At 68.1% G+C, this 17,343-nt stretch carries 17 protein-coding genes; 10 read left to right on the top strand and 7 right to left on the bottom strand.

The annotated features are described in order from the left end of the window. The first annotated feature begins 37 nt into the window (after positions 1-37). The 6 genes from E3O39_RS09510 to E3O39_RS09485 all read left to right on the top strand — a co-directional run bounded on the left by E3O39_RS09510 (position 38) and on the right by E3O39_RS09485 (position 4,935). Positions 38-469 carry a hypothetical protein gene (locus E3O39_RS09510; RefSeq protein ID WP_134447350.1) on the top strand — a complete coding sequence of 144 codons (432 nt, stop codon included), beginning with the start codon at positions 38-40 and terminating at the stop codon, positions 467-469. Between the two features lie 73 nt (positions 470-542). Next, entirely contained in the window at positions 543-2,384 is a 1,842-nt protein-coding gene (locus E3O39_RS09505) for a glycoside hydrolase family 15 protein (protein ID WP_134447348.1), read from the top strand. A 67-nt stretch (positions 2,385-2,451) separates the two neighbouring features. Beyond that, a complete protein-coding gene (locus E3O39_RS09500) occupies positions 2,452-3,102 on the top strand; it encodes a biotin transporter BioY (protein WP_134447346.1) in 651 nt (216 codons plus the stop codon). 6 nt (positions 3,103-3,108) lie between these two features. Further along, positions 3,109-3,789, top strand: coding sequence for an energy-coupling factor ABC transporter ATP-binding protein (locus E3O39_RS09495; RefSeq protein ID WP_134447344.1), 681 nt, complete (start codon positions 3,109-3,111; stop codon positions 3,787-3,789). After that, on the top strand, positions 3,786-4,379 hold the full coding sequence (locus E3O39_RS09490; protein ID WP_134447342.1) for an energy-coupling factor transporter transmembrane protein EcfT: 594 nt from the start codon (positions 3,786-3,788) through the stop codon (positions 4,377-4,379). The genes E3O39_RS09495 and E3O39_RS09490 overlap by 4 nt, the downstream gene beginning before the upstream one ends. Before the next feature lie 118 nt (positions 4,380-4,497). Further along, positions 4,498-4,935 carry a flavodoxin family protein gene (locus E3O39_RS09485; protein WP_134447340.1) on the top strand — a complete coding sequence of 146 codons (438 nt, stop codon included), beginning with the start codon at positions 4,498-4,500 and terminating at the stop codon, positions 4,933-4,935. Positions 4,936-4,992: 57 nt separating this feature from the next. Here E3O39_RS09485 and mgtA read toward each other — a convergent pair whose 3' ends face one another. Both mgtA and E3O39_RS09475 read right to left on the bottom strand, forming a co-directional pair. Continuing rightward, positions 4,993-7,704 (bottom strand): magnesium-translocating P-type ATPase, encoded by a 2,712-nt coding sequence (gene mgtA, locus E3O39_RS09480; RefSeq protein WP_134448038.1) that lies wholly within the window; start codon positions 7,702-7,704, stop codon positions 4,993-4,995. Positions 7,705-7,854: 150 nt separating this feature from the next. Continuing rightward, complete coding sequence (locus E3O39_RS09475) at positions 7,855-9,249, bottom strand: cation:dicarboxylate symporter family transporter (RefSeq protein WP_134447338.1); 1,395 nt, start codon at positions 9,247-9,249, stop codon at positions 7,855-7,857. A gap of 134 nt (positions 9,250-9,383) precedes the next feature. Between E3O39_RS09475 and E3O39_RS09470 the strand changes: the two genes are divergently transcribed. Then, positions 9,384-11,054 (top strand): sensor histidine kinase, encoded by a 1,671-nt coding sequence (locus tag E3O39_RS09470; protein WP_134447336.1) that lies wholly within the window; start codon positions 9,384-9,386, stop codon positions 11,052-11,054. Continuing rightward, positions 11,047-11,760, top strand: coding sequence for a response regulator (locus tag E3O39_RS09465; RefSeq protein ID WP_134447334.1), 714 nt, complete (start codon positions 11,047-11,049; stop codon positions 11,758-11,760). Before E3O39_RS09470 ends, E3O39_RS09465 begins: the two co-directional genes overlap by 8 nt. A gap of 3 nt (positions 11,761-11,763) precedes the next feature. Here E3O39_RS09465 and E3O39_RS09460 read toward each other — a convergent pair whose 3' ends face one another. Further along, positions 11,764-12,822 (bottom strand): YbhN family protein, encoded by a 1,059-nt coding sequence (locus tag E3O39_RS09460; protein WP_134447332.1) that lies wholly within the window; start codon positions 12,820-12,822, stop codon positions 11,764-11,766. Between the two features lie 7 nt (positions 12,823-12,829). Further along, positions 12,830-13,342, bottom strand: coding sequence for a DinB family protein (locus E3O39_RS09455; RefSeq protein WP_134447330.1), 513 nt, complete (start codon positions 13,340-13,342; stop codon positions 12,830-12,832). 164 nt (positions 13,343-13,506) lie between these two features. Here E3O39_RS09455 and E3O39_RS09450 point away from each other — a divergent pair, with 164 nt between their 5' ends. Further along, positions 13,507-14,679: an AI-2E family transporter gene (locus E3O39_RS09450; RefSeq protein ID WP_134447328.1), complete on the top strand. Its 1,173-nt coding sequence runs from the start codon at positions 13,507-13,509 to the stop codon at positions 14,677-14,679. Between the two features lie 9 nt (positions 14,680-14,688). Continuing rightward, positions 14,689-15,351 carry a GAP family protein gene (locus E3O39_RS09445; protein WP_134447326.1) on the top strand — a complete coding sequence of 221 codons (663 nt, stop codon included), beginning with the start codon at positions 14,689-14,691 and terminating at the stop codon, positions 15,349-15,351. A gap of 67 nt (positions 15,352-15,418) precedes the next feature. Here E3O39_RS09445 and E3O39_RS09440 read toward each other — a convergent pair whose 3' ends face one another. From E3O39_RS09440 to E3O39_RS09430, 3 genes are read right to left on the bottom strand one after another with little or no spacing between them, the layout of a single operon-like run. Continuing rightward, positions 15,419-15,805 carry a DUF1622 domain-containing protein gene (locus E3O39_RS09440; protein ID WP_134448037.1) on the bottom strand — a complete coding sequence of 129 codons (387 nt, stop codon included), beginning with the start codon at positions 15,803-15,805 and terminating at the stop codon, positions 15,419-15,421. A gap of 52 nt (positions 15,806-15,857) precedes the next feature. Then, positions 15,858-16,571: a GAF and ANTAR domain-containing protein gene (locus tag E3O39_RS09435; protein WP_134447324.1), complete on the bottom strand. Its 714-nt coding sequence runs from the start codon at positions 16,569-16,571 to the stop codon at positions 15,858-15,860. Further along, entirely contained in the window at positions 16,564-17,298 is a 735-nt protein-coding gene (locus E3O39_RS09430) for a GAF and ANTAR domain-containing protein (protein WP_134447322.1), read from the bottom strand. Before E3O39_RS09430 ends, E3O39_RS09435 begins: the two co-directional genes overlap by 8 nt. Positions 17,299-17,343: the final 45 nt, after the last annotated feature.

Below are 17,343 nucleotides of genomic sequence, written 5' to 3'. Positions count from 1 at the left end.
GATAGCAGAAAGAGCTTTCGATCGAAAGGGGCTCCCGATGTTTGGTCGACGACGTCGTGCCGCGCCTGCTATTCCGGTACCGGTGCTGCCCACCCCCGAGCTCAGCGACGACGAGGTGTTCGACCTCTTCCACGGCGAGCTGTCGCGGCTGATCGGCGAGCAGGGACTCTGGACCCTCGTTCCGCGCAGCCCCGCGGACACCGACGTGATCTTCCACGACCTCAAGGCCCGCCAGGTGGCCGCCTCCCTGACATCCGCGCTCCGCAGCGCCACCTCGGAACTGCGCGGCGAGTCCGTCGGTGAACCGGCGGCACTGTCGTTCACCCCCGCCCCCATCACCGTCTGGGCCGAACCGGATGCCGCGGCCCGCAAGCCGACTGCCCCGCAGGCGGAACGTTTCGTCTCGGCCGTGCCGCTCCCGGGGTACACCGCTGTCGAACCCGCAGAACGCGCCCGCCTCGTCGCCTGAGGATTTCCTCCGGGTCCCGGCCCGGGCATCCGCTCACGGCCGGAGGACGCCCGCGCGGTGACAGGATGTCTGCATGCCCCTGAACATCGAGGATTACGCCCTGATCGGCGATTGCCATTCAGCGGCCCTCGTCGGCAGTGACGGAAGCATCGACTGGCTCTGCCTGCCGCGCTTCGACTCCGCGTCCATGTTCGGCGCGCTCCTCGGCACCGAGGACCACGGGCGCTGGCTGCTCGCCCCGGCAGACCCCGCTGCAACGAGCACGCGCAACTATGTCGACGGCACCTTCATCCTGGCCCAGGTCTGGACGACCCCGACCGGACGTGTCGAGGTCCTCGACTTCATGCCGCACGGTGACGGCCGGCCGGACGTGCTCCGCCGGGTGCGCGGCCTGGCCGGTGCCGTTGAGATGACCGAGGAACTGCGCATCCGTTTCGGCTATGCAGTGAGCATTCCCTGGGTGCGCCAGGTCCACCAGGACGGCGAGACCGTGCTGCTCGCCGTCGCGGGGCCAGACGCCATCGCCGTGCGCGGCCCGGAACTGACCGCCGCCGATCACCGGCACACGGCCACATTCACGGTCGCGGCGGGAGAGGTCGTCGACCTGCAGCTCGCCTGGCATCCCTCGCACCGGCCGCCGCCCGCCCGGATCGACGTCGACGCCGCCCTGGCTGCGACGACCGCCTGGTGGACAGACTGGGCGCGCTCGTGCACCCACGACGGTCCATACCGGGACGAAGTCGTGCGCTCCATGCTCGTGCTGCGGGCGCTCACCCACGAGGAAACCGGCGGCATCGTCGCGGCGGCGACGACCTCGCTGCCCGAATTCCGCGGCGGCCACCGCAACTGGGACTACCGCTACGTCTGGCTCCGCGACGCGGCGCTCGCCCTCAGCGTGCTGCTCGCGCACGGGTACGCCGAGGAGGCCCAGAACTGGCGCGGCTGGCTGTTGCGCGCGATCGCCGGCGACCCGGACGACGTGCAGATCATGTACGGCCTCGCCGGCGAACGCTACCTGCCGGAACGCGAGCTCCCGAGCCTGCCCGGGTACCGCGGGTCCAGCCCCGTGCGGGTCGGCAACGGCGCCGTCGACCAGTTCCAGGCCGACGTCATCGGCGAGGTCATGGTGGCACTGCACGCCGCGCGCCACAGCGGCCTCACCGAGGGCGAATTCTCCTGGCCGCTGCAGCGCGCCCTGATCGGGTCCCTCGAACGAACCTGGTCCCGGCCGGACCAGGGTATCTGGGAGGTGCGCGGTCCGGCCCGCGAATTCACCCACTCCCGCGTGATGGTCTGGGCGGCCTTCGACCGGATGGTGCGGGGCTGTACCGAATTCGGCCTCGACGGCCCCGTCGAACGCTGGACCGCCCTCAGGGACGAGATCCGCAGCGACATCGAGCAGCGGGGCTTCAACGCCGAACTCGGCACATACACCCAGTACTTCGGCGGCACGGAGGTCGACGCCTCCCTGCTCGTGCTTCCCCAGGTGGGCTTCCATGATCCGACGGATGCCCGGATGCTCGGCACGGTCGCCGCGATCGAGGCCGACCTGTTGCGGGACGGCCTGGTGCTGCGCTACCGCACGGAGGTTCCTGTCGACGGACTGGCCGGTGGCGAGCATCCGTTTCTCGCCTGTTCCTTCTGGCTCGTGGAGCAGTACGCGAACTCCGGACGGGGTGAAGACGCCCGGGCCCTGATGGACCGGCTCGTCGGATTCGCCAACGACGTGGGCCTGTTGAGCGAGGAGTACGACGTCGGCGCGGGCCGCCAGGCCGGCAATACACCGCAGGCGCTCAGCCACCTCGCCCTCGTGCGTGCCGCCGATGCGATCACGGCGATGGAGGATCGGGCAGCCCGGCTCGCCGGGACGGGCAACGACGCCGCCACTGTGGCCGTCCCCGGCGCCGGGGGATAGAGATCCGCCGGATTCTTTGTAGGTCTCCTCTGGAAACCGCCCCCGCGCTGCTCGTACATTGAAAACCATGACCGCCAGAACCCTGACCGTGCGCGACCTCGCGCAGATCGCCATCTTCGCCGCGCTGATCGCGGCGCTCGGCGTCCCCGGACCTCTCTCCCTCGGCGTGATCGCGGTGCCGATCACCCTGCAGACCCTCGGCGTGATGCTCGCCGGCGCGGTCCTCGGGGCCCGCAAGGGCTTCTTCGCCGTACTGCTCTTCCTCGCCCTCACGGCCGCAGGGCTGCCGCTGCTCGCCGGCGGCCGTGGCGGCCTCGCCTGGTTCACGACCTCGCCGTCCGCTGGCTATCTCTACGGCTGGCTCCTCGGCGTACTCGTGATCGGGTATCTCACCAGCCGGCTGCTCCCGAAATACCCGTTCTGGCCCGCCCTCGGCGCGACCGTGCTCGGCGGCATCGTCATGATTTACGCCATCGGCGTTCCCGTCACGGCGTTCACCCTGCACCTCCCGATCTGGGGCGCCCTGGTCGACGCCTCGAAATTCCTGCCCGGAGACGCGATCAAGGCCGTGGTCACGGTGCTCGTCGCCCGGCAGGTGCACCGCGCATACCCGGGGCTCATCCCCCGCCGCCGCGCAGTCACCGCGTCGTCCGCAACCTCGACCCCGACCTCGACCTCGACCGCGACCCCGACCCCGGCCCGGGCCTCGGACGAGTAGGCCACCGTGAGCACGATCGTCTTCGACGGAGTGTCGCACTCCTTCGGCGACCGCAGCGTGCTCCGCGACCTGAGCCTCACCCTCACCGAACGCCGCATCGGGATCGTCGGCGCGAACGGCTCGGGCAAATCCACCCTCGTCCGCCTGATCAACGGGCTCATCACACCGGATGCCGGGACTGTCACGGTCGACGGGCTCCTCGTCGCGAAGAACGCGCGCGAAGTACGGCGCAGGGTCGGCTTCATCTTCACCAATCCTGACAACCAGATCGTGATGCCCACCGTCGAGGAAGACGTCGCGTTCAGCCTCCGCAAACGCGGACTGGGCGCCGCCGAGATCGCCGGCCGTACCCAGGCGGCACTCGACCGCTTCGGGCTCAGCGCCCACGCCGCCCATCCGGCGCATCGGCTCTCCGGTGGCCAGAAGCAGTTGCTCGCCCTCGCCGCCGTCCTCGTCGGCGAGCCGCAGGTCGTCGTGGCCGACGAGCCGACAACGCTCCTGGACGCCCGCAATTCCCGGCGCATCGCCGACCTCTTCCGGGCCATGACCCAGCAGGTGATCGTGGTCACCCATCAGCTCGACCTGCTCGAAGACTTCGACAGGGTGATCTGCATCGAGGACGGCACGGTCGTCGCGGACGGCGCACCGGCCGTGGCCATCGATGCGTACCGGGCATTGCTGGCATGATCGGCCTCTACTCCCCCGGGCATTCACTCCTCCACCGGGCGCCGACCCTGCTCAAGCTCGCCGTCCTGTCGGCCGGGGTGCTCTGGGTCGGCATTCTCGGCGAGCCGTGGCAGCTCCTGGTCGCGCTCGGCATCATCGCCGGCCTGTATCCCGTGGCCGGCGTGCCTCCGCGCGCAGCCTGGCAGCAGATCGGTCCGATCCTGTGGATCCTCCTGATCGCCGTGCCGATCCAGGCGCTCCTGTCTGGCTGGGTGCCGGCGGCGCTCATGGCCGGGCGGCTGCTCGCGGCCGTCGCCCTCGCAGCGCTCTTCACGCTCACGACCACCGTCACGGCGGTCCTCGAGGGGTTCCAGCGGCTGCTCCGCCCCTTCGATCGCTGGGTCGATGCCGACAGGGTCGGACTGCTCGTTGCGATCACTCTGCGCTGCATCCCCCTCGTCGCCGAGATCGTCACCGAGGTACTCGAGGCACGCAGGGCCCGCGGCACCCAGGGTTCCCTGCTCGCGCTCGCGGTGCCGGTCGTCGTGCGCTCCCTGTACGCAGCGGATGCGATCGGTGAGGCCCTCGTCGCGCGCGGCCTCGACGACTGATCGCACCCGTCTGACACCCGTTCTGGGTGCTTCTCCGGCACGAACGAGCCTCGACAGGCCCACCCTCCGGGACCACACTGAGAGCATCTGAACCGTCGTTTCCGACTGGAGGCCGCTCGTGAGCGCGCTCGTTGTCTTCGATTCCAACTACGGCACCACCGAATCCGTTGCAGGGGCCATCGCGGATGCGATCGGCGGCAGTGCGGTGTCCGTTTCGACCATCAGCCCGGACAGCCTGACCGGAGTGGATCTCCTCGTCGTCGGCTGCCCGATCAACGGCTGGCGTCCGTCACCGCGGATGCAGGCCTTCCTCGACCAGTTGAACCCCGGCACCCTGCGCGGCATCCAGGCTGCCGCCTTCGACACCCGGGTCCACTCGCCCCTGCACGGGGATGCCGCAGGAAGGGTGACCCGCAGGCTCAAGTCCGCAGGGGCCCACATCCTGACCCGGCCGACGGGGTTCATCGTCGACGGCAAGACCGGACCGCTCGCCGACGGGGAGCTCGACCGGGCACGACAGTGGGGCGACTCGATCGTCGCCGCCCTCGCCTCCTGATCCGTTTCCTGATCGGCCCCTGATCAGCCTCCGTCAGGATCCGCCTGCGTCGTGAGGCTATTTCCGCCCGGCCCTGGCACGTCGGCGCCGCGAGGCCGACCGTCGCCTGGCGACGACCGCTCCCGGTTCCACGACGCTGAAGCGTGCCGCGCGCCGGGCAAGGTGGTGGCTCGAGACCCGCTGACGGGTGGCCGTCGGCTGCTGCGCGGGACGGCTGAAGAACCACTGCTTGGCGAACTCGACCAGGACGAGGTACAGCACGGTCATCCCGGCCAGGGCGAGGAAGAACGGCAGCGGCAGGGGGTCGAAGCCGAGGACTCCGGCGAGCGGAGAAAACGGCAGGTACATGCCGATCGCGACAACGGAGAACGCCGAGATGGTGAGCCCTCGAGAGGCCCGGCTGCGCAGGAACGGCACCCGTCTGGTGCGGATCGCGAAAATAATGAGCGTCTGCGTGGCCAGCGATTCGATGAACCACCCGGCCCGGAACTCTCCGGGCGCGGCCTGGAAGACCAGGAGCATCAGCGCGAAGGTCGCGAAGTCGAAGAGCGAGCTGATCGGGCCGAACAGGAACATGAAGCGCCGGATGTACCCGATGTCCCAGTGCGAGGGCGCGAGCAGCTGCTCCTTGTCGACCCTGTCGCCGGGAATGGCGAGCTGGCCGGCGTCGTACAGGAGGTTGTTCAGCAGGATCTGCCCCGGCAGCATCGGCAGGAAGCTGAGCACGACGGATGCCGTCGCCGCGCTGAACATGTTGCCGAAATTGCTCGAGGTGCCCATCAGCACGTACTTGATCGTGTTCGCGAAGATCCGTCGACCTTCCATCACCCCGTCTGCCAGCACTCCGAGGTCTTTGTCGAGCAGCACGACATCCGCGGCGTCCTTGGCGACATCCGTTGCGCTGTCCACCGAGATCCCGATGTCGGCTCCGTGCAGGGCGAGGGCGTCGTTGACGCCGTCGCCGAGGAAACCGACGGCACGCCCGTTCGCCCGCAGGGCGTGGATGAGCCGGGACTTCTGCTCCGGGGACACCCGGGCGAAGATGCTCGCTTCCTCCGCCCGGACCGCGAGTTCGGCATCCGTGAGGGCGTCGATCTCCCCGCCCGTCAGGGTGCCTCCCGACTCGAGGCCGAGGTCGCCGCACACCTTCTCCGCGACCCGGGCGTTGTCCCCCGTCGCGATCTTCACGGAGATGCCCAGGGTCTCGAGCCGCTTCAGTGAGGCCCGCGCGCTCTGTTTCGGGCGGTCGAGGAAGATGAGGAACCCGGCGAGCGTGAGGTCGTTCTCATCGGCCGGGCTGATGTCCGTGAGCCCGGAGCCGGTCCGGGTCGCCACCGCGACGACGCGGCTGCCCTTCGCGTATTGCTGGTCGAGCAGGTGCCGGGCGGCCGGTGCCACGTCGCGGCAGACCCGGAGCACATCCTCGGGCGATCCCTTGGTGACGAGGGTGAGCGTCCCTGCCGGGTCTCGCACGAGCACGCTTGTCATCCGGCGCTCATGGTCGAATGGGATCACGTCGAGCCGGGTGTACTCGGACACCTGCGAGGCCGGGGCCTCCGGTGCGGCCCAGACGGCCACATCGAGCGGGTTCTGGCCGACCGTCGACACCGTGCCCGTCGAGTAGTCGACCTCGGTCGCGAGCAGCCCGAACCGGAGGACGTCACCCGCGTCCACGTGCGGGGCCGCAGGGAGCGCCGTCGTGAACGAGATCTTCCCCTCGGTCAGGGTTCCCGTCTTGTCCGTGACGAGCACGTCCATGTCTCCGAGGTCCTCGATCGAGACCAGGCGCTTGACCAGCACCTTGCGCTTCGCGAGCTCCCTGGTTCCGGTGGCGAGGCTCGTAGACACGACGGCGGGCAGGAGCTGGGGCGTGATCCCGACCGCGATCGCGAGCGAGAACAGCAGGGACTCGAGCAGGGGGCGCTGGAGAAGCAGGTTTGCGACGAAGATGAGCGTCGTCAACCCAATGGCCACCTGGAGCAGCAGCAGCGAGAAACGCCGCAGGCCGAGCTCGAACTCGGTCTGCGGCTGCCGGGTGCCGAGGCCGAGCGCAATGCGCCCGAATTCGGCGTGGGCGCCCGTGTAGACGACCACGCCGACGCAGCTTCCGGACTGGATGACCGTGCCCATCAGCACGCAGGAGTTCAGGTCGCCGAGCGCCGCTCCGGCGGGGATGGGTTCCGGCGACTTGTCAACCGGCAGTGATTCCCCGGTCAGGATGCTCTCGTCGCAGAGCAGGTCCTCACACGAGAGCAGGCGGATGTCGGCGGGGACGACGGCGCCGAGGGACAGGTGGAGGATGTCGCCGGGAACGATGTCGACGACATCGATCTCGACCAGGGACCCGTCCCTGACGGCGACGGCCTTGTGCGTCACCCGCGAATGCAGCGCCTCGGCGGCGAGCTCGGCCCGGTACTCATTGCTGAAGCCGAGTCCGACGCTCGCCAGGAGGATGACGCCGATCACGATGGAGTTGGTGACGTCCCCGAGGAGAAGCGACAGGGCGGCGGTCACGATCAGGAGGATGAGGATAGGACTGCGCAGTTGCCTGCCGAGCACGGACAGGGGACCTGCCTTGTGCGTGCGCACCGCATTGGGTCCGGTCGAGGCGAGCCGACGAGCTGCCTCGACGCCGGTCAGGCCCGCAGCCGTTGACCCGAGTCGGCTCAGCACCTCACCGGCGCTGCTGCTCGCGAAGTCCGCGAGCGTCGTCGCCTCGGGAGGCTCCGGGTTCAGCCTCGCGGTTTCCTTCGACGTGAGGTCGGGCATCTCCGTCATCTTCTTCTCGGTCCCCCGGTCAGGCGCCTCCGGCGGCGCTGATTCCGAGACTATCCCTCCCCGGCGAGAACACGGATGCGCGACGGCGAGCCCGCCCTCGAAGGGGGCGGGCCCGGCGCCGCGCACCAGGTGGGGCCTGGGTCAGTGCCTGGCGTCTTCGAGCACCGCAGACTGCGCAGCCCGTTCTGCCGCGACGGACCGCTCCGCGGGGGTGGGATCGATGGTGTGCGCCATCATCGTGGTCTCGTCGAACGGCTCCAGTCGGTCGAGGACCCGGTCGACCTGGGCCCTGTCGATCTCCCGGGTCCAGGAGCCGATCAGAACGGTGGCCACGGCATTGCCGGTGAAGTTCGTGAGTGCGCGGGCCTCCGACATGAACCGGTCGATGCCGACGATGAAGCCGACACCGCCGAGCAGCTGCGGGGCGTGGGCCTGCAGCCCCGCAGCGAGGGTCGCGAGGCCGGCACCTGACACACCGGCGGCTCCCTTCGACGCGATGATCATGAACACGAGCAGGCCGATCTGCTCGCCGAGGGCGAGGGGCTGGCCCATTGCTGTGGCGATGAAGAGGGAGGCCATGGTCAGGTAGATGGCGGTGCCGTCGAGGTTGAACGAGTACCCCGTCGGCACGGTGACGCCGACGACCGGCTTCGAGACACCGAGGTGCTCCATCTTGGCGATCAGCCGCGGCAGCGCCGCCTCAGACGACGACGTCGAGAAGATCAACAGGTATTCCCGGCCGAGGTAGCGCATCAGCTTGAAGATGCTCACGCCGGTGGAAATCTTCAGCAGCCCGCCGAGGATGACGACGATGAAGAGGATGCAGGTGAGGTAGAAGGCGCCCATCAGGGTGAAGAGACTGACCACGGCCTGGAAGCCTGTCGCGCCCACGACCGCCGCGATGGCGCCGAACGCGCCGATCGGAGCGAGCCACATCACCATGATCAGGATCCGGAAGACGAGGGCCTGCACGTTCGCGATCGCCTCGAGTATCGGTTTGCCCGCCCTGCCCATCTTCTGCAGGGCGAACCCGGCGATCAGTGCGACGAAGAGGGTCTGCAGGATGTTGCCGCTCGTCAACGACGAGAAGAGCGTCGTCGGGATGATGCCCAGGAAGAAGCCCTGCGAGTCCGCGGCGGCCGGCGGCACGTATGCCGCGGCCGCTTTCAGGTCGAGCCCTGCGCCGGGGTGGATCAGGTTCCCGACCAGCAGCCCGATTCCGAGTGCGAAGGTCGACATGACGAGGAAGTACCCGAGCGCCAGTCCGCCGATCCGTCCGACCGTCGCGGCCTTCGCGATCGAGCCGATGCCGATCACGATCGTGCAGAAGATGATCGGCGAGATCATCATCTTGATGAGTGCGATGAACACGTCGCCGAGCGGCTTGAGCGAGACGGCGAAGCCGTCCTTCCCGCCGAAAAGCAGGCCGACGGTGATGCCGAGCACGACGGCCACGACGACCGCGATGTACAGGTAGTGGGACGTGTCGATCCGTTTCGCCGGCCGGACCGGACGTGTGGCTCGCAGTGCTGCCATGAGAGACTCCTTTGTCTGGTGTTGTGCGTTTCAGAATGGTCGACGCGGCGCGTGGCGTCACGGTTGCGGTCATATTGTTCACGCGCGACGGGCATATGGTTTCATTCACATCGAGGTGAGAAGGGCGGCACGCCATGATCCGCGACTGGAGCATCGCGCGCCGGCTCTTCCTGGCCCATTCCGTCTTCATCGTCGCGCTCGCCGCCTCGGTCGGCACGGCACTGTTCATCGACGCTCGCGATCGCGGCTACGCCGAAACCGAGAGCCGGATGCTGTCGGTCGCGACGGCCATCGCGGAGAACCCGCTCGTCCTGGAGGCCAGCGGGGCCCCGGATCCGAGCGCGCTCCTGCAGCCATACGCGCTCAGCGTCACGCAGAAGGCGGGGCTCGACTTCATCACGATCATGGCGCCGGACCGCACCAGGTGGACTCACCCGACCGAATCGGAAATCGGGCGGCCGTACATCGGCACCATCGCGCCGGCCCTGGCGGGAACGCCGTTCACCGAGGTCACGACGGGAACCCTGGGCCCGTCCGTCCGCGCAGTCGTGCCCGTCGTCGATGCGCAGGGCGCCGTCCGCGCGCTCGTCGCTGCCGGGGTGAAGACCAGCAACCTGTCGATCGCCCTGACCGCCCGACTGCCCGCTGTCCTGGGCCTGGCACTCGCCCTCCTCGTGGCCGGCGCGATCGTCACGTCCCTGATCGGGCGCTACCTGCGCAGGGTCACCCTGGGCTGGGGACCGGAACAGCTCGCCCAGCTGTTCGTGTACTACGACTCCGTACTGCATTCCGTGCGGGAAGGCCTCGTCCTCGTTGATCTGAAGGGCGACCTCGTTCTCTACAACGACCAGGCCGCCGAGCTTCTCGGCATCCCGTCCCGACCGGCGAATCCGAGGGGCGGAGCCGCCGCCCCGACCCTCGGCGAGCTCGAGCTCCCGGCGGGACTCGGTGACCTGCTCCGCAGTGGCCGCCCCGTGCAGGATGAGATCCACCTCACCAGCACCCGGGTGCTCGTCGTCAGCCAGCAGCCCGCACTCGCGCCACCGGTGAGCGGCCGTGGGAAATCGACGCCGATGGGGTGGGTCGCCACGATCCGCGACCACACCGATCTGGAGTCCCTGGGCAGCGAGCTGCAGTCCATGCAGACCCTGTCCGATGCCTTGCGGGCCCAGACGCACGAGCATGCCAACCGGCTGCACACGATCGTCTCGCTGATGGAACTCGGCCGCACCGGAGACGCACTGGAATTCGCGACCAGGGACCTCGAACTCGGCCAGATGTTGACGGACGAGGTGGTCGCGTCGGTCGACGAGCCCGTGCTGAGCGCACTGCTGATGGGTAAGTTCGCCCAGGCCAGCGAGCTCGGCGTCGTCCTCGCCGTCGAGGCCACCGGCAGCCTGTCCGACACCGGGCTGCAGGCCAGGGACCTCGTCACGATCGTGGGCAACCTGATCGACAACGCCCTCGACGCGGCCATGGACGCCGCGGCGCCGCGGGAGGTCCACCTCTCCGTGCACAGCGGTGCGGCCTCCGTCGTCGTCGAAGTCGCCGACAGCGGCCATGGCGTCGATCCGGAGACGCTCGACGACGTGCTTCGCCGCGGCTTCAGCACCAAGGAACCCGGTGAGTTCGGGCGTGGGCTCGGCCTCGCACTGGTCCAACAGACCGTCAACCGCCTCGGCGGTACCCTGACGATCGGATTCCGGAGGGGCGCGGTCTTCACGGTCACGCTTCCCTGCCGGGCACCCTCAGCGGAGGTCGCCGCCGTGCGCCCCACCGGAGCGAGGGATCCGCACGATGCCTGACGCGGACATCCGCGTGCTCGTCGTCGAAGACGAGGCCATCGCGGCTGAAGCCCACGCGGTCTATCTCGGTCGCCTGGCAGGCTTCGTCCACGCCGGAACCGCGCGGGACGGACACTCCGCCCTGCGTTCGCTGGCAGAAGCCGAGTCCGCGGGCCGCCCGATCGACCTGGTCCTGATGGACATGACCCTCCCCGACCTCCACGGCCTCGACGTCAGCCGCCGGATGCGTTCGGCCGGGCTGATGACGGACATCATCGCGATCACGGCGGTGCGCGACCTGAAGATCGTGCGTGGCGCGGTGGCAGCAGGCATCGTCCAATACCTGATCAAGCCGTTCACCTACGCGACCTTCGCGCAGAAGCTCGGCCAGTACCGGGACTTCCGACTCCAGCTCGGCACCCAATCCCGGGTCACCAACCAGTCGGACGTCGACCTGGCATTCGCGAGCCTGCGCGCGCCCGCCGAGCTTCCCCGGCCGAAAGGACTCGCGGAAGGCACCCTCTCGGCCGTCGTCGACTTCCTCAAAGAGCACGAGTCCCCGGTCTCCTCGAGCGAGGTCACCGACGCACTCGGGATCTCCCGGGTGACGGCTCGCCGGTACCTCGAGTACCTCGCGGACACCGGAACCGTTCTGCGCTCTCCGCGCTACGGGACGCCTGGGCGTCCGGAGAACGAATATTCCTGGATGCGCATACCGCGCCCGTGACGCTCAGGGAGCGGCGGGACGCCGCCGGAGCACGCCGAGGCGCAGCGAAACGTAGGCGGCGAGACCGAGCGGGATCGGAAGCCAGAACTCGAGCACCCGCCAGCCGACAACGGCGAGCAGCGCCGTCGCGTGCGGAGTCCCGACCGCGACGAGGGCGGGCACGAGCACACCCTCGACGATACCGAGGCCTCCCGGGGTCAACGGCAGGAGCGCGAGGAGCCCGCCGAGCCCGTAGACCGCCAGCAGCGGGCCGATGGCAAGCGGATGCCCGAACGCGGCGAGCAGGACTCCGAGCGAAGCAGCGTCGAGAAGCCAGTTCGCGCCGGCGAGGCCGAGCGCGGCGGACATCCGCCGTCGGTCTGTGACGAGCTCGAGGACCTGCGCCGCCACGCTGCGAACGAAGACCTCGACCCGATCCTCGGAGACCAGCGGCACGCGCGCCGCCACCCGGCGCGATCCACGCACGACGAGCTCAGTCCGGCGGGTCAGGAACCAGACGCCGGCGCCCGTGCCGACCAGCAGGACCAGCACCACCGTCCCTGCCACGATGTACGTGCCCGTGACGACAAGGGTCGTGATCGACAACAGGATCCCGCCGGCGAACACGATCCCGAGCACGAGGTTCGAACCAGTGGTCTCGATGGTCGCCGTGGTGAGCGCAGCGCCGGATCGCACTCCGGCGCGGACGAGGAGCCGGAAGCGCACCGCGGCTGCCGTCGCTCCTCCGCCGGGCACCACGTGGTTCACCCCGAGGTCCGCGAGGTCGATCCGGAGGAGGGTGAAGTAGCCCGGCCGGACGGGTCCGAGCACCGCGGCGGTCAACGCGCTGAAGGAGAGCAGCGAGGACAGCTGGAGGGCAGCGGCCAGGAGAACGAGCGGCAGCGAAACGCTTTCCAGCGACGCGAGGGCTGCCTCAACGCCGGCGAACTGCGGCACGACGACGAACCAGACGATGACGAAGAGCAGGGCCGTCGACAGGAGTACCTTGAGCCACAGCGGCACGCGCGCGCGGGTCCCGGCAGGAGTTGCGCCGGCGGCGGGAGGAACAGCGCCCTGGCGCACGGCGGGGTCAGTCCCCGGAACGGACCGCCAGGCCCCGCACGAACGCGGCCTGGCCCGCGTGCTGCAGGTCGTCGGCCAGCACGCTCACCAACCGGGCTCCGAGGGTCACGGGCGGGTTCCACGAGGTGTCGACGATCCGGTCGAGGTCCTCGGGGGTCAGCGTCGGAAGATAGGCGAGGGTCCGGCTGTGCACGGCGTCGAAGTAACCGCCGAGCAGCTCGGCACTGGCCCGGACGCCGCCGACCTGTTCCGCGGTCTGGCCGTATCCGGTCTCGGAGTCGGAGAAGGGCAGGTCGAATTTCGCGGCCCAGCCGCCGCTGATCCAGACCTCGTCCTCGCCGAGAAGTTCGGAGACATGTCCGTCCTGCACCCGTGTCAGGTGCCAGACCAGCCAGGCGATCGAATTCGCCTCCGGGTCCGCCCGGTATTCGAGCAGGGCCGGTCCGGCCTGCCGCAACACCGAACGCACCACGCCGCCGACCCGGCCATAGGCCTCACTCAACAGCTCGCCTGACAGCATCCGTCTCCCCCGCTCTGGTTTGTTCCTCTCAGACTAGCTTCGAGGCGCCGAAGCGGAGAAACGCGGAAACGACGCTGGGCGCACGAAATGGGACTACGTTTCCCAATGAATCGTTGGCGGAGCCACTCGATGGACAACCCATCGAAGAGGATGGCGGGACAAGTATGAGCATCGTCGGACCCGACCCCACACCCCTGCCCCGGTATCCCCGCGGGACGCTGCTCCTGGTCGGCCTCGCAGCCGCCACGATCACGGCGATCGGGATGAGCAGCATCCGCGGCATTCTGGCGCCGGTCCTGCTCACTCTTGTGCTGTCCATCTGCGCTCATCCTGTCCGGGTACGCCTGGAGAAGCGCGGGGTGCCGCACGGCCTCGCGACCGGCTCGGTGATCCTCGTCGTCTTCGCGCTGCTGTCCGGCTTCTTCTATGTCGTCATCGTGGCCATCTCCCAATTCGTCTCGATGCTGCCTGGCTATGCCGCGGAGATCCACGATCTCGGCGTCTCCCTTGGCGAGTTTCTCAACACGATCGGCATCGGCGACGCGCAGATCCAGGCGATGACGGAAGGCTTCACGCCCAGCAGGTTCGTCCCCTACCTCAGCGGTTTCCTCGGCAGCTTCTTCGGCATCGTCGGCTTCCTGGTCATCGTCCTGACCATGCTGATCCTGATGTCCTCGGACGCTTCCTATGCGCACACCATTCTCGGGCAGTTGAGCCAGCGCCGGCCGGGCCTCGTCGATGCCCTCAAGGTCTTCGCCGCGAACGTTCGCCGCTACATGATCGTCACGACCGTGCTCGGGTTGGTGCAGGGATTTCTCAACACCATCGCGCTGTGGATCCTCCAGGTGCCCGCCGCCCTGCTCTGGGGGCTCCTGGCTTTCCTCTGCAGTTTCATCCCCAACATCGGCTATTTCTTCGCCATCACCCCGCCCGTCGTGTTCGGCTATCTTGTCGGCGGCTGGCCGACCGTGATCGCCGTGATCATCGTCTACGGCGTGATCAACGGCGGCGTGCAGTCAATCATCCAGCCCAAGGCCGTCGGCAGCGCCGTCTCTCTCAACCAGACCATCACCTTCTTCTCCGTGCTGTTCTGGGCCGTCGTGATCGGGCCCATCGGCGCCATCCTCGCTATCCCCCTCACCCTGCTCGCCCGAACGTTCCTCGTCGACTCCGATCCCGACGTCGCGTGGGTCAGGCCGGCATTCGGCCCGACAGTCGAGACCCGACGTCTCCTGAAGGCGGCCGATGTCGCAGGCAAGAATGCGCGGAAAGCGAAGCCACCCTCATCTCCCCGCCCGACAGCCACGCAAGCGCCGGAGCCCGGGCACGAGGGGTGAGGCGCTCCCATGCTCGCCACAATCGGACGGCTGCTCCCGCTTGCACTCGCCGTCGCGCTCAGCACCACCCCGCTCCTCGTGACGGTGCTGTTGCTTCTGTCTCCGAAACAGCGCTGGTCGGCCCCCGCCTTCCTCGCGGGCTGGATCGTCGGGCTCATCGTCGTCACGGCCGTGTTCACGGCCACACTGACCTGGCTTCCCCCGGCCGACATGACTGCCCTCCAGCCGGCCATCGGCTGGACGGAGATCGTTCTCGGCGCCGTGCTGATCGGGTCCGGCGTGTGGAAACTCCTGCATCCGTCCCCTCCCCGGCTGGCCGAACCCGCCTGGCTCAACCGGATCGCGACCCTCGGGCCCGTGTCCTGCGCCGGGGTCGGACTTGTGCTCAATATCCGGCCGAAGGCCCTCGTTCTCGGCACTGCAGCGGGGCTCGCCCTCAGCGCGCACGCGCTCCCGCTTGCCGAATTGGTGATCTGCATCCTCGTCTACACGGTCATCGGGGTGTCCAGTGTCGCGGTCCCTGTGATCCTCACGCTGGCGTCCCCGCAGACGATGATCAAACCCCTCGTGGCGCTCAAGAAGCGCATCATCAATCCGTCCCAGACCGTCACGGTTGTCGTGGCCCTGATGCTCGGTGCCCTGATCCTGGGCGACGGCATGACCCGGGTCTGAAGCAGCCACGCCACCTGGTGTGGCGTGGCGTGTTCGTGACCCGACCGCCACGGGGCTACGGCGCAGGCTACTGAGCAGGCGGCTGCGGGGTGACCGGGGAGACGGGATCGACCCGCCAGCGTGACCACGGCCATACCCCGTCCATTTCGACTTCGAGCGAGAAGCTCAACACAACGCGGATCACGACGATCACGGCGAGGACGACGACGCTTTGGACGGTCGGTTCGACGAGGATGGTCCGGATGATGTCGGCCACGATCAGGACCTCGAGGCCGAGGAGGATGGCCCGGCCCAGGTCACGACGGAGGTCCACGTACGCCTGGGCACGGGTGGAGCTCCGCAGCACGCGCGGAAGGGCGACCGCGAAAGCCAGGGCCCCACCGAGCACCATGATGATTGCACCGGCAGCCTCGACGACCTGCACGCCGGCCGAAATGACCTGCTCGAAGTCCATGGACATCCCTCTCCTCGTGGTTCAGCGTGCAGACGGTCGGCGGGATGCCCGCTCAGATCACGAGTGTTTGTTCGACAAGACCTTGGGCGACGCTTGAGAGCAGCAGGCGGTTTGCCCGGGCATACGTCCTCAGCAGGGTGAACGCTTCCTCCATCGACACGCCTCGGGAGTGCGCAAGTACGCCCTTGGCCTGCTCAATGACCACCCGGGAGGTCAACGCGTTTGTCAGCTGTTCCCGGACCGACATGCTTTCCCGGAGCGTACGCTCCTGCAGGATTCCGATCGTGGCAACGTCGGCCAGCGCCTGGGAGGCCCGCACGTCCTGCTGGCGAAGTGCACCCGGAACATTCGACAGCAGGTTGAGGGCACCGATTGTCGTCTCCCGCAGCCGCAACGGTATGGCGAAGACCGCGGCAAAACCCTGCTCGCGTGCGCTGTCCCGAAAACGCTGCCACGCGGGCGGACTCTCCTCTACATCCGTCAGGGATACGACGGCACCGGTGACAAAGCATTCCACGCAGGGGCCCGCCCGAGCGCTCAGTTGCATGACCTCGACAAGTCTGCTGGCCTCGCTCGTCGAAGCGACAACTTCCAATTCGCCATCGGCGTCGGCCAGAAGAATTCCAGCGGCCGCAATATCGAAGAGATCAGTGCAACTCTCGACCAGGGTCTGCAGGAGATCCACCACGTCGTAGTCGGCCACAAGCGTGTCGGCAAGGGTCGCGAACGTGTCGATTAAACGGTCCTCTCTCGTTCCATCAATCATGGGACCCTTCGATCTGGCTCTCGATTACCGCGAAACTCAATCGGCGGTCAATGATTTCTGCCGCAATCTCGGCCATTGACCGGCCAGCCGCAAAAGCATGGCCCTGCATGACGAGGAGGGCATCCGCGGCAGGAATTCTCAGTTGAGCCAGGACCATTCCGGTGGCTTGATGGATCTCGCGACGAGAGAATTTCTGGCGAGTGGCACTGTCGGTCTCGTTTTCGATCTCGGTGTGGGACAGTCTGATGGCTCGAGAGAGGACCAGACGACTGACCACGGTCGCAAGGCTCGAAATCTGCTGGACGCTCTGAGAGCTGAGACGATAAGGGCGGTTGGTATACAGATCGATCGCACCGATGCGCAAAGGCCCCAGGATCAGGGGAAAAGCAAAGACCGCACCGAGGTCATCTGCAAGGATCGCTTCCGAAAAGGCCGGCCAGGTCCGGTTCGGCCGTTTGCGAATATCAGGCTCGAGGACCGGAGCCGCGGTCTGCAGTGCGTCCCAACAGGGGCCCTCGCCAAGATCGAATTGCAACTCGTCGAGACGAAACGACTGGGCGTCACTGGCCGAAATCGTTTCAGCGGCAAGAATATCGCCGAACGTCGAGACGGATGCCCCGTCCACGGGCAACGCCGCCAGGAGCGGCTCGTACAGACGCGCCTCCTGCCCGGTCAGGGCGTTCAGTGCATCAGCAGCCACGGCAAACAGATCAGGCATCGGGGTCATACCCGCGATTCTGGTCGCAACCACGATTCACTCCCGTCCGCTGCA

The sequence above is a fragment of the Cryobacterium sp. MDB2-A-1 genome, assembly GCF_004402675.1.
GTDB lineage: Bacteria > Actinomycetota > Actinomycetes > Actinomycetales > Microbacteriaceae > Cryobacterium > Cryobacterium glucosi.
Note: the sequence above shows the minus strand (reverse complement) of the source record. Positions and strands in the feature narration are given on the sequence as shown.

Bases quoted from the DNA above. Each gene is read 5' to 3' on its own strand.
- E3O39_RS09510 (WP_134447350.1), top strand. From the start codon at position 38: ATGTTTGGTCGACGACGTCGTGCCGCGCCTGCTATTCCGGTACCGGTG.
- E3O39_RS09505 (WP_134447348.1), top strand. From the start codon at position 543: ATGCCCCTGAACATCGAGGATTACGCCCTGATCGGCGATTGCCATTCA.
- E3O39_RS09500 (WP_134447346.1), top strand. From the start codon at position 2,452: ATGACCGCCAGAACCCTGACCGTGCGCGACCTCGCGCAGATCGCCATC.
- E3O39_RS09490 (WP_134447342.1), top strand. From the start codon at position 3,786: ATGATCGGCCTCTACTCCCCCGGGCATTCACTCCTCCACCGGGCGCCG.
- mgtA (WP_134448038.1), bottom strand. From the start codon at position 7,704: ATGCCCGACCTCACGTCGAAGGAAACCGCGAGGCTGAACCCGGAGCCT.
- E3O39_RS09475 (WP_134447338.1), bottom strand. From the start codon at position 9,249: ATGGCAGCACTGCGAGCCACACGTCCGGTCCGGCCGGCGAAACGGATC.
- E3O39_RS09470 (WP_134447336.1), top strand. From the start codon at position 9,384: ATGATCCGCGACTGGAGCATCGCGCGCCGGCTCTTCCTGGCCCATTCC.
- E3O39_RS09465 (WP_134447334.1), top strand. From the start codon at position 11,047: ATGCCTGACGCGGACATCCGCGTGCTCGTCGTCGAAGACGAGGCCATC.
- E3O39_RS09455 (WP_134447330.1), bottom strand. From the start codon at position 13,342: ATGCTGTCAGGCGAGCTGTTGAGTGAGGCCTATGGCCGGGTCGGCGGC.
- E3O39_RS09450 (WP_134447328.1), top strand. From the start codon at position 13,507: ATGAGCATCGTCGGACCCGACCCCACACCCCTGCCCCGGTATCCCCGC.
- E3O39_RS09445 (WP_134447326.1), top strand. From the start codon at position 14,689: ATGCTCGCCACAATCGGACGGCTGCTCCCGCTTGCACTCGCCGTCGCG.
- E3O39_RS09440 (WP_134448037.1), bottom strand. From the start codon at position 15,805: ATGGACTTCGAGCAGGTCATTTCGGCCGGCGTGCAGGTCGTCGAGGCT.
- E3O39_RS09435 (WP_134447324.1), bottom strand. From the start codon at position 16,571: ATGATTGATGGAACGAGAGAGGACCGTTTAATCGACACGTTCGCGACC.
- E3O39_RS09430 (WP_134447322.1), bottom strand. From the start codon at position 17,298: ATGACCCCGATGCCTGATCTGTTTGCCGTGGCTGCTGATGCACTGAAC.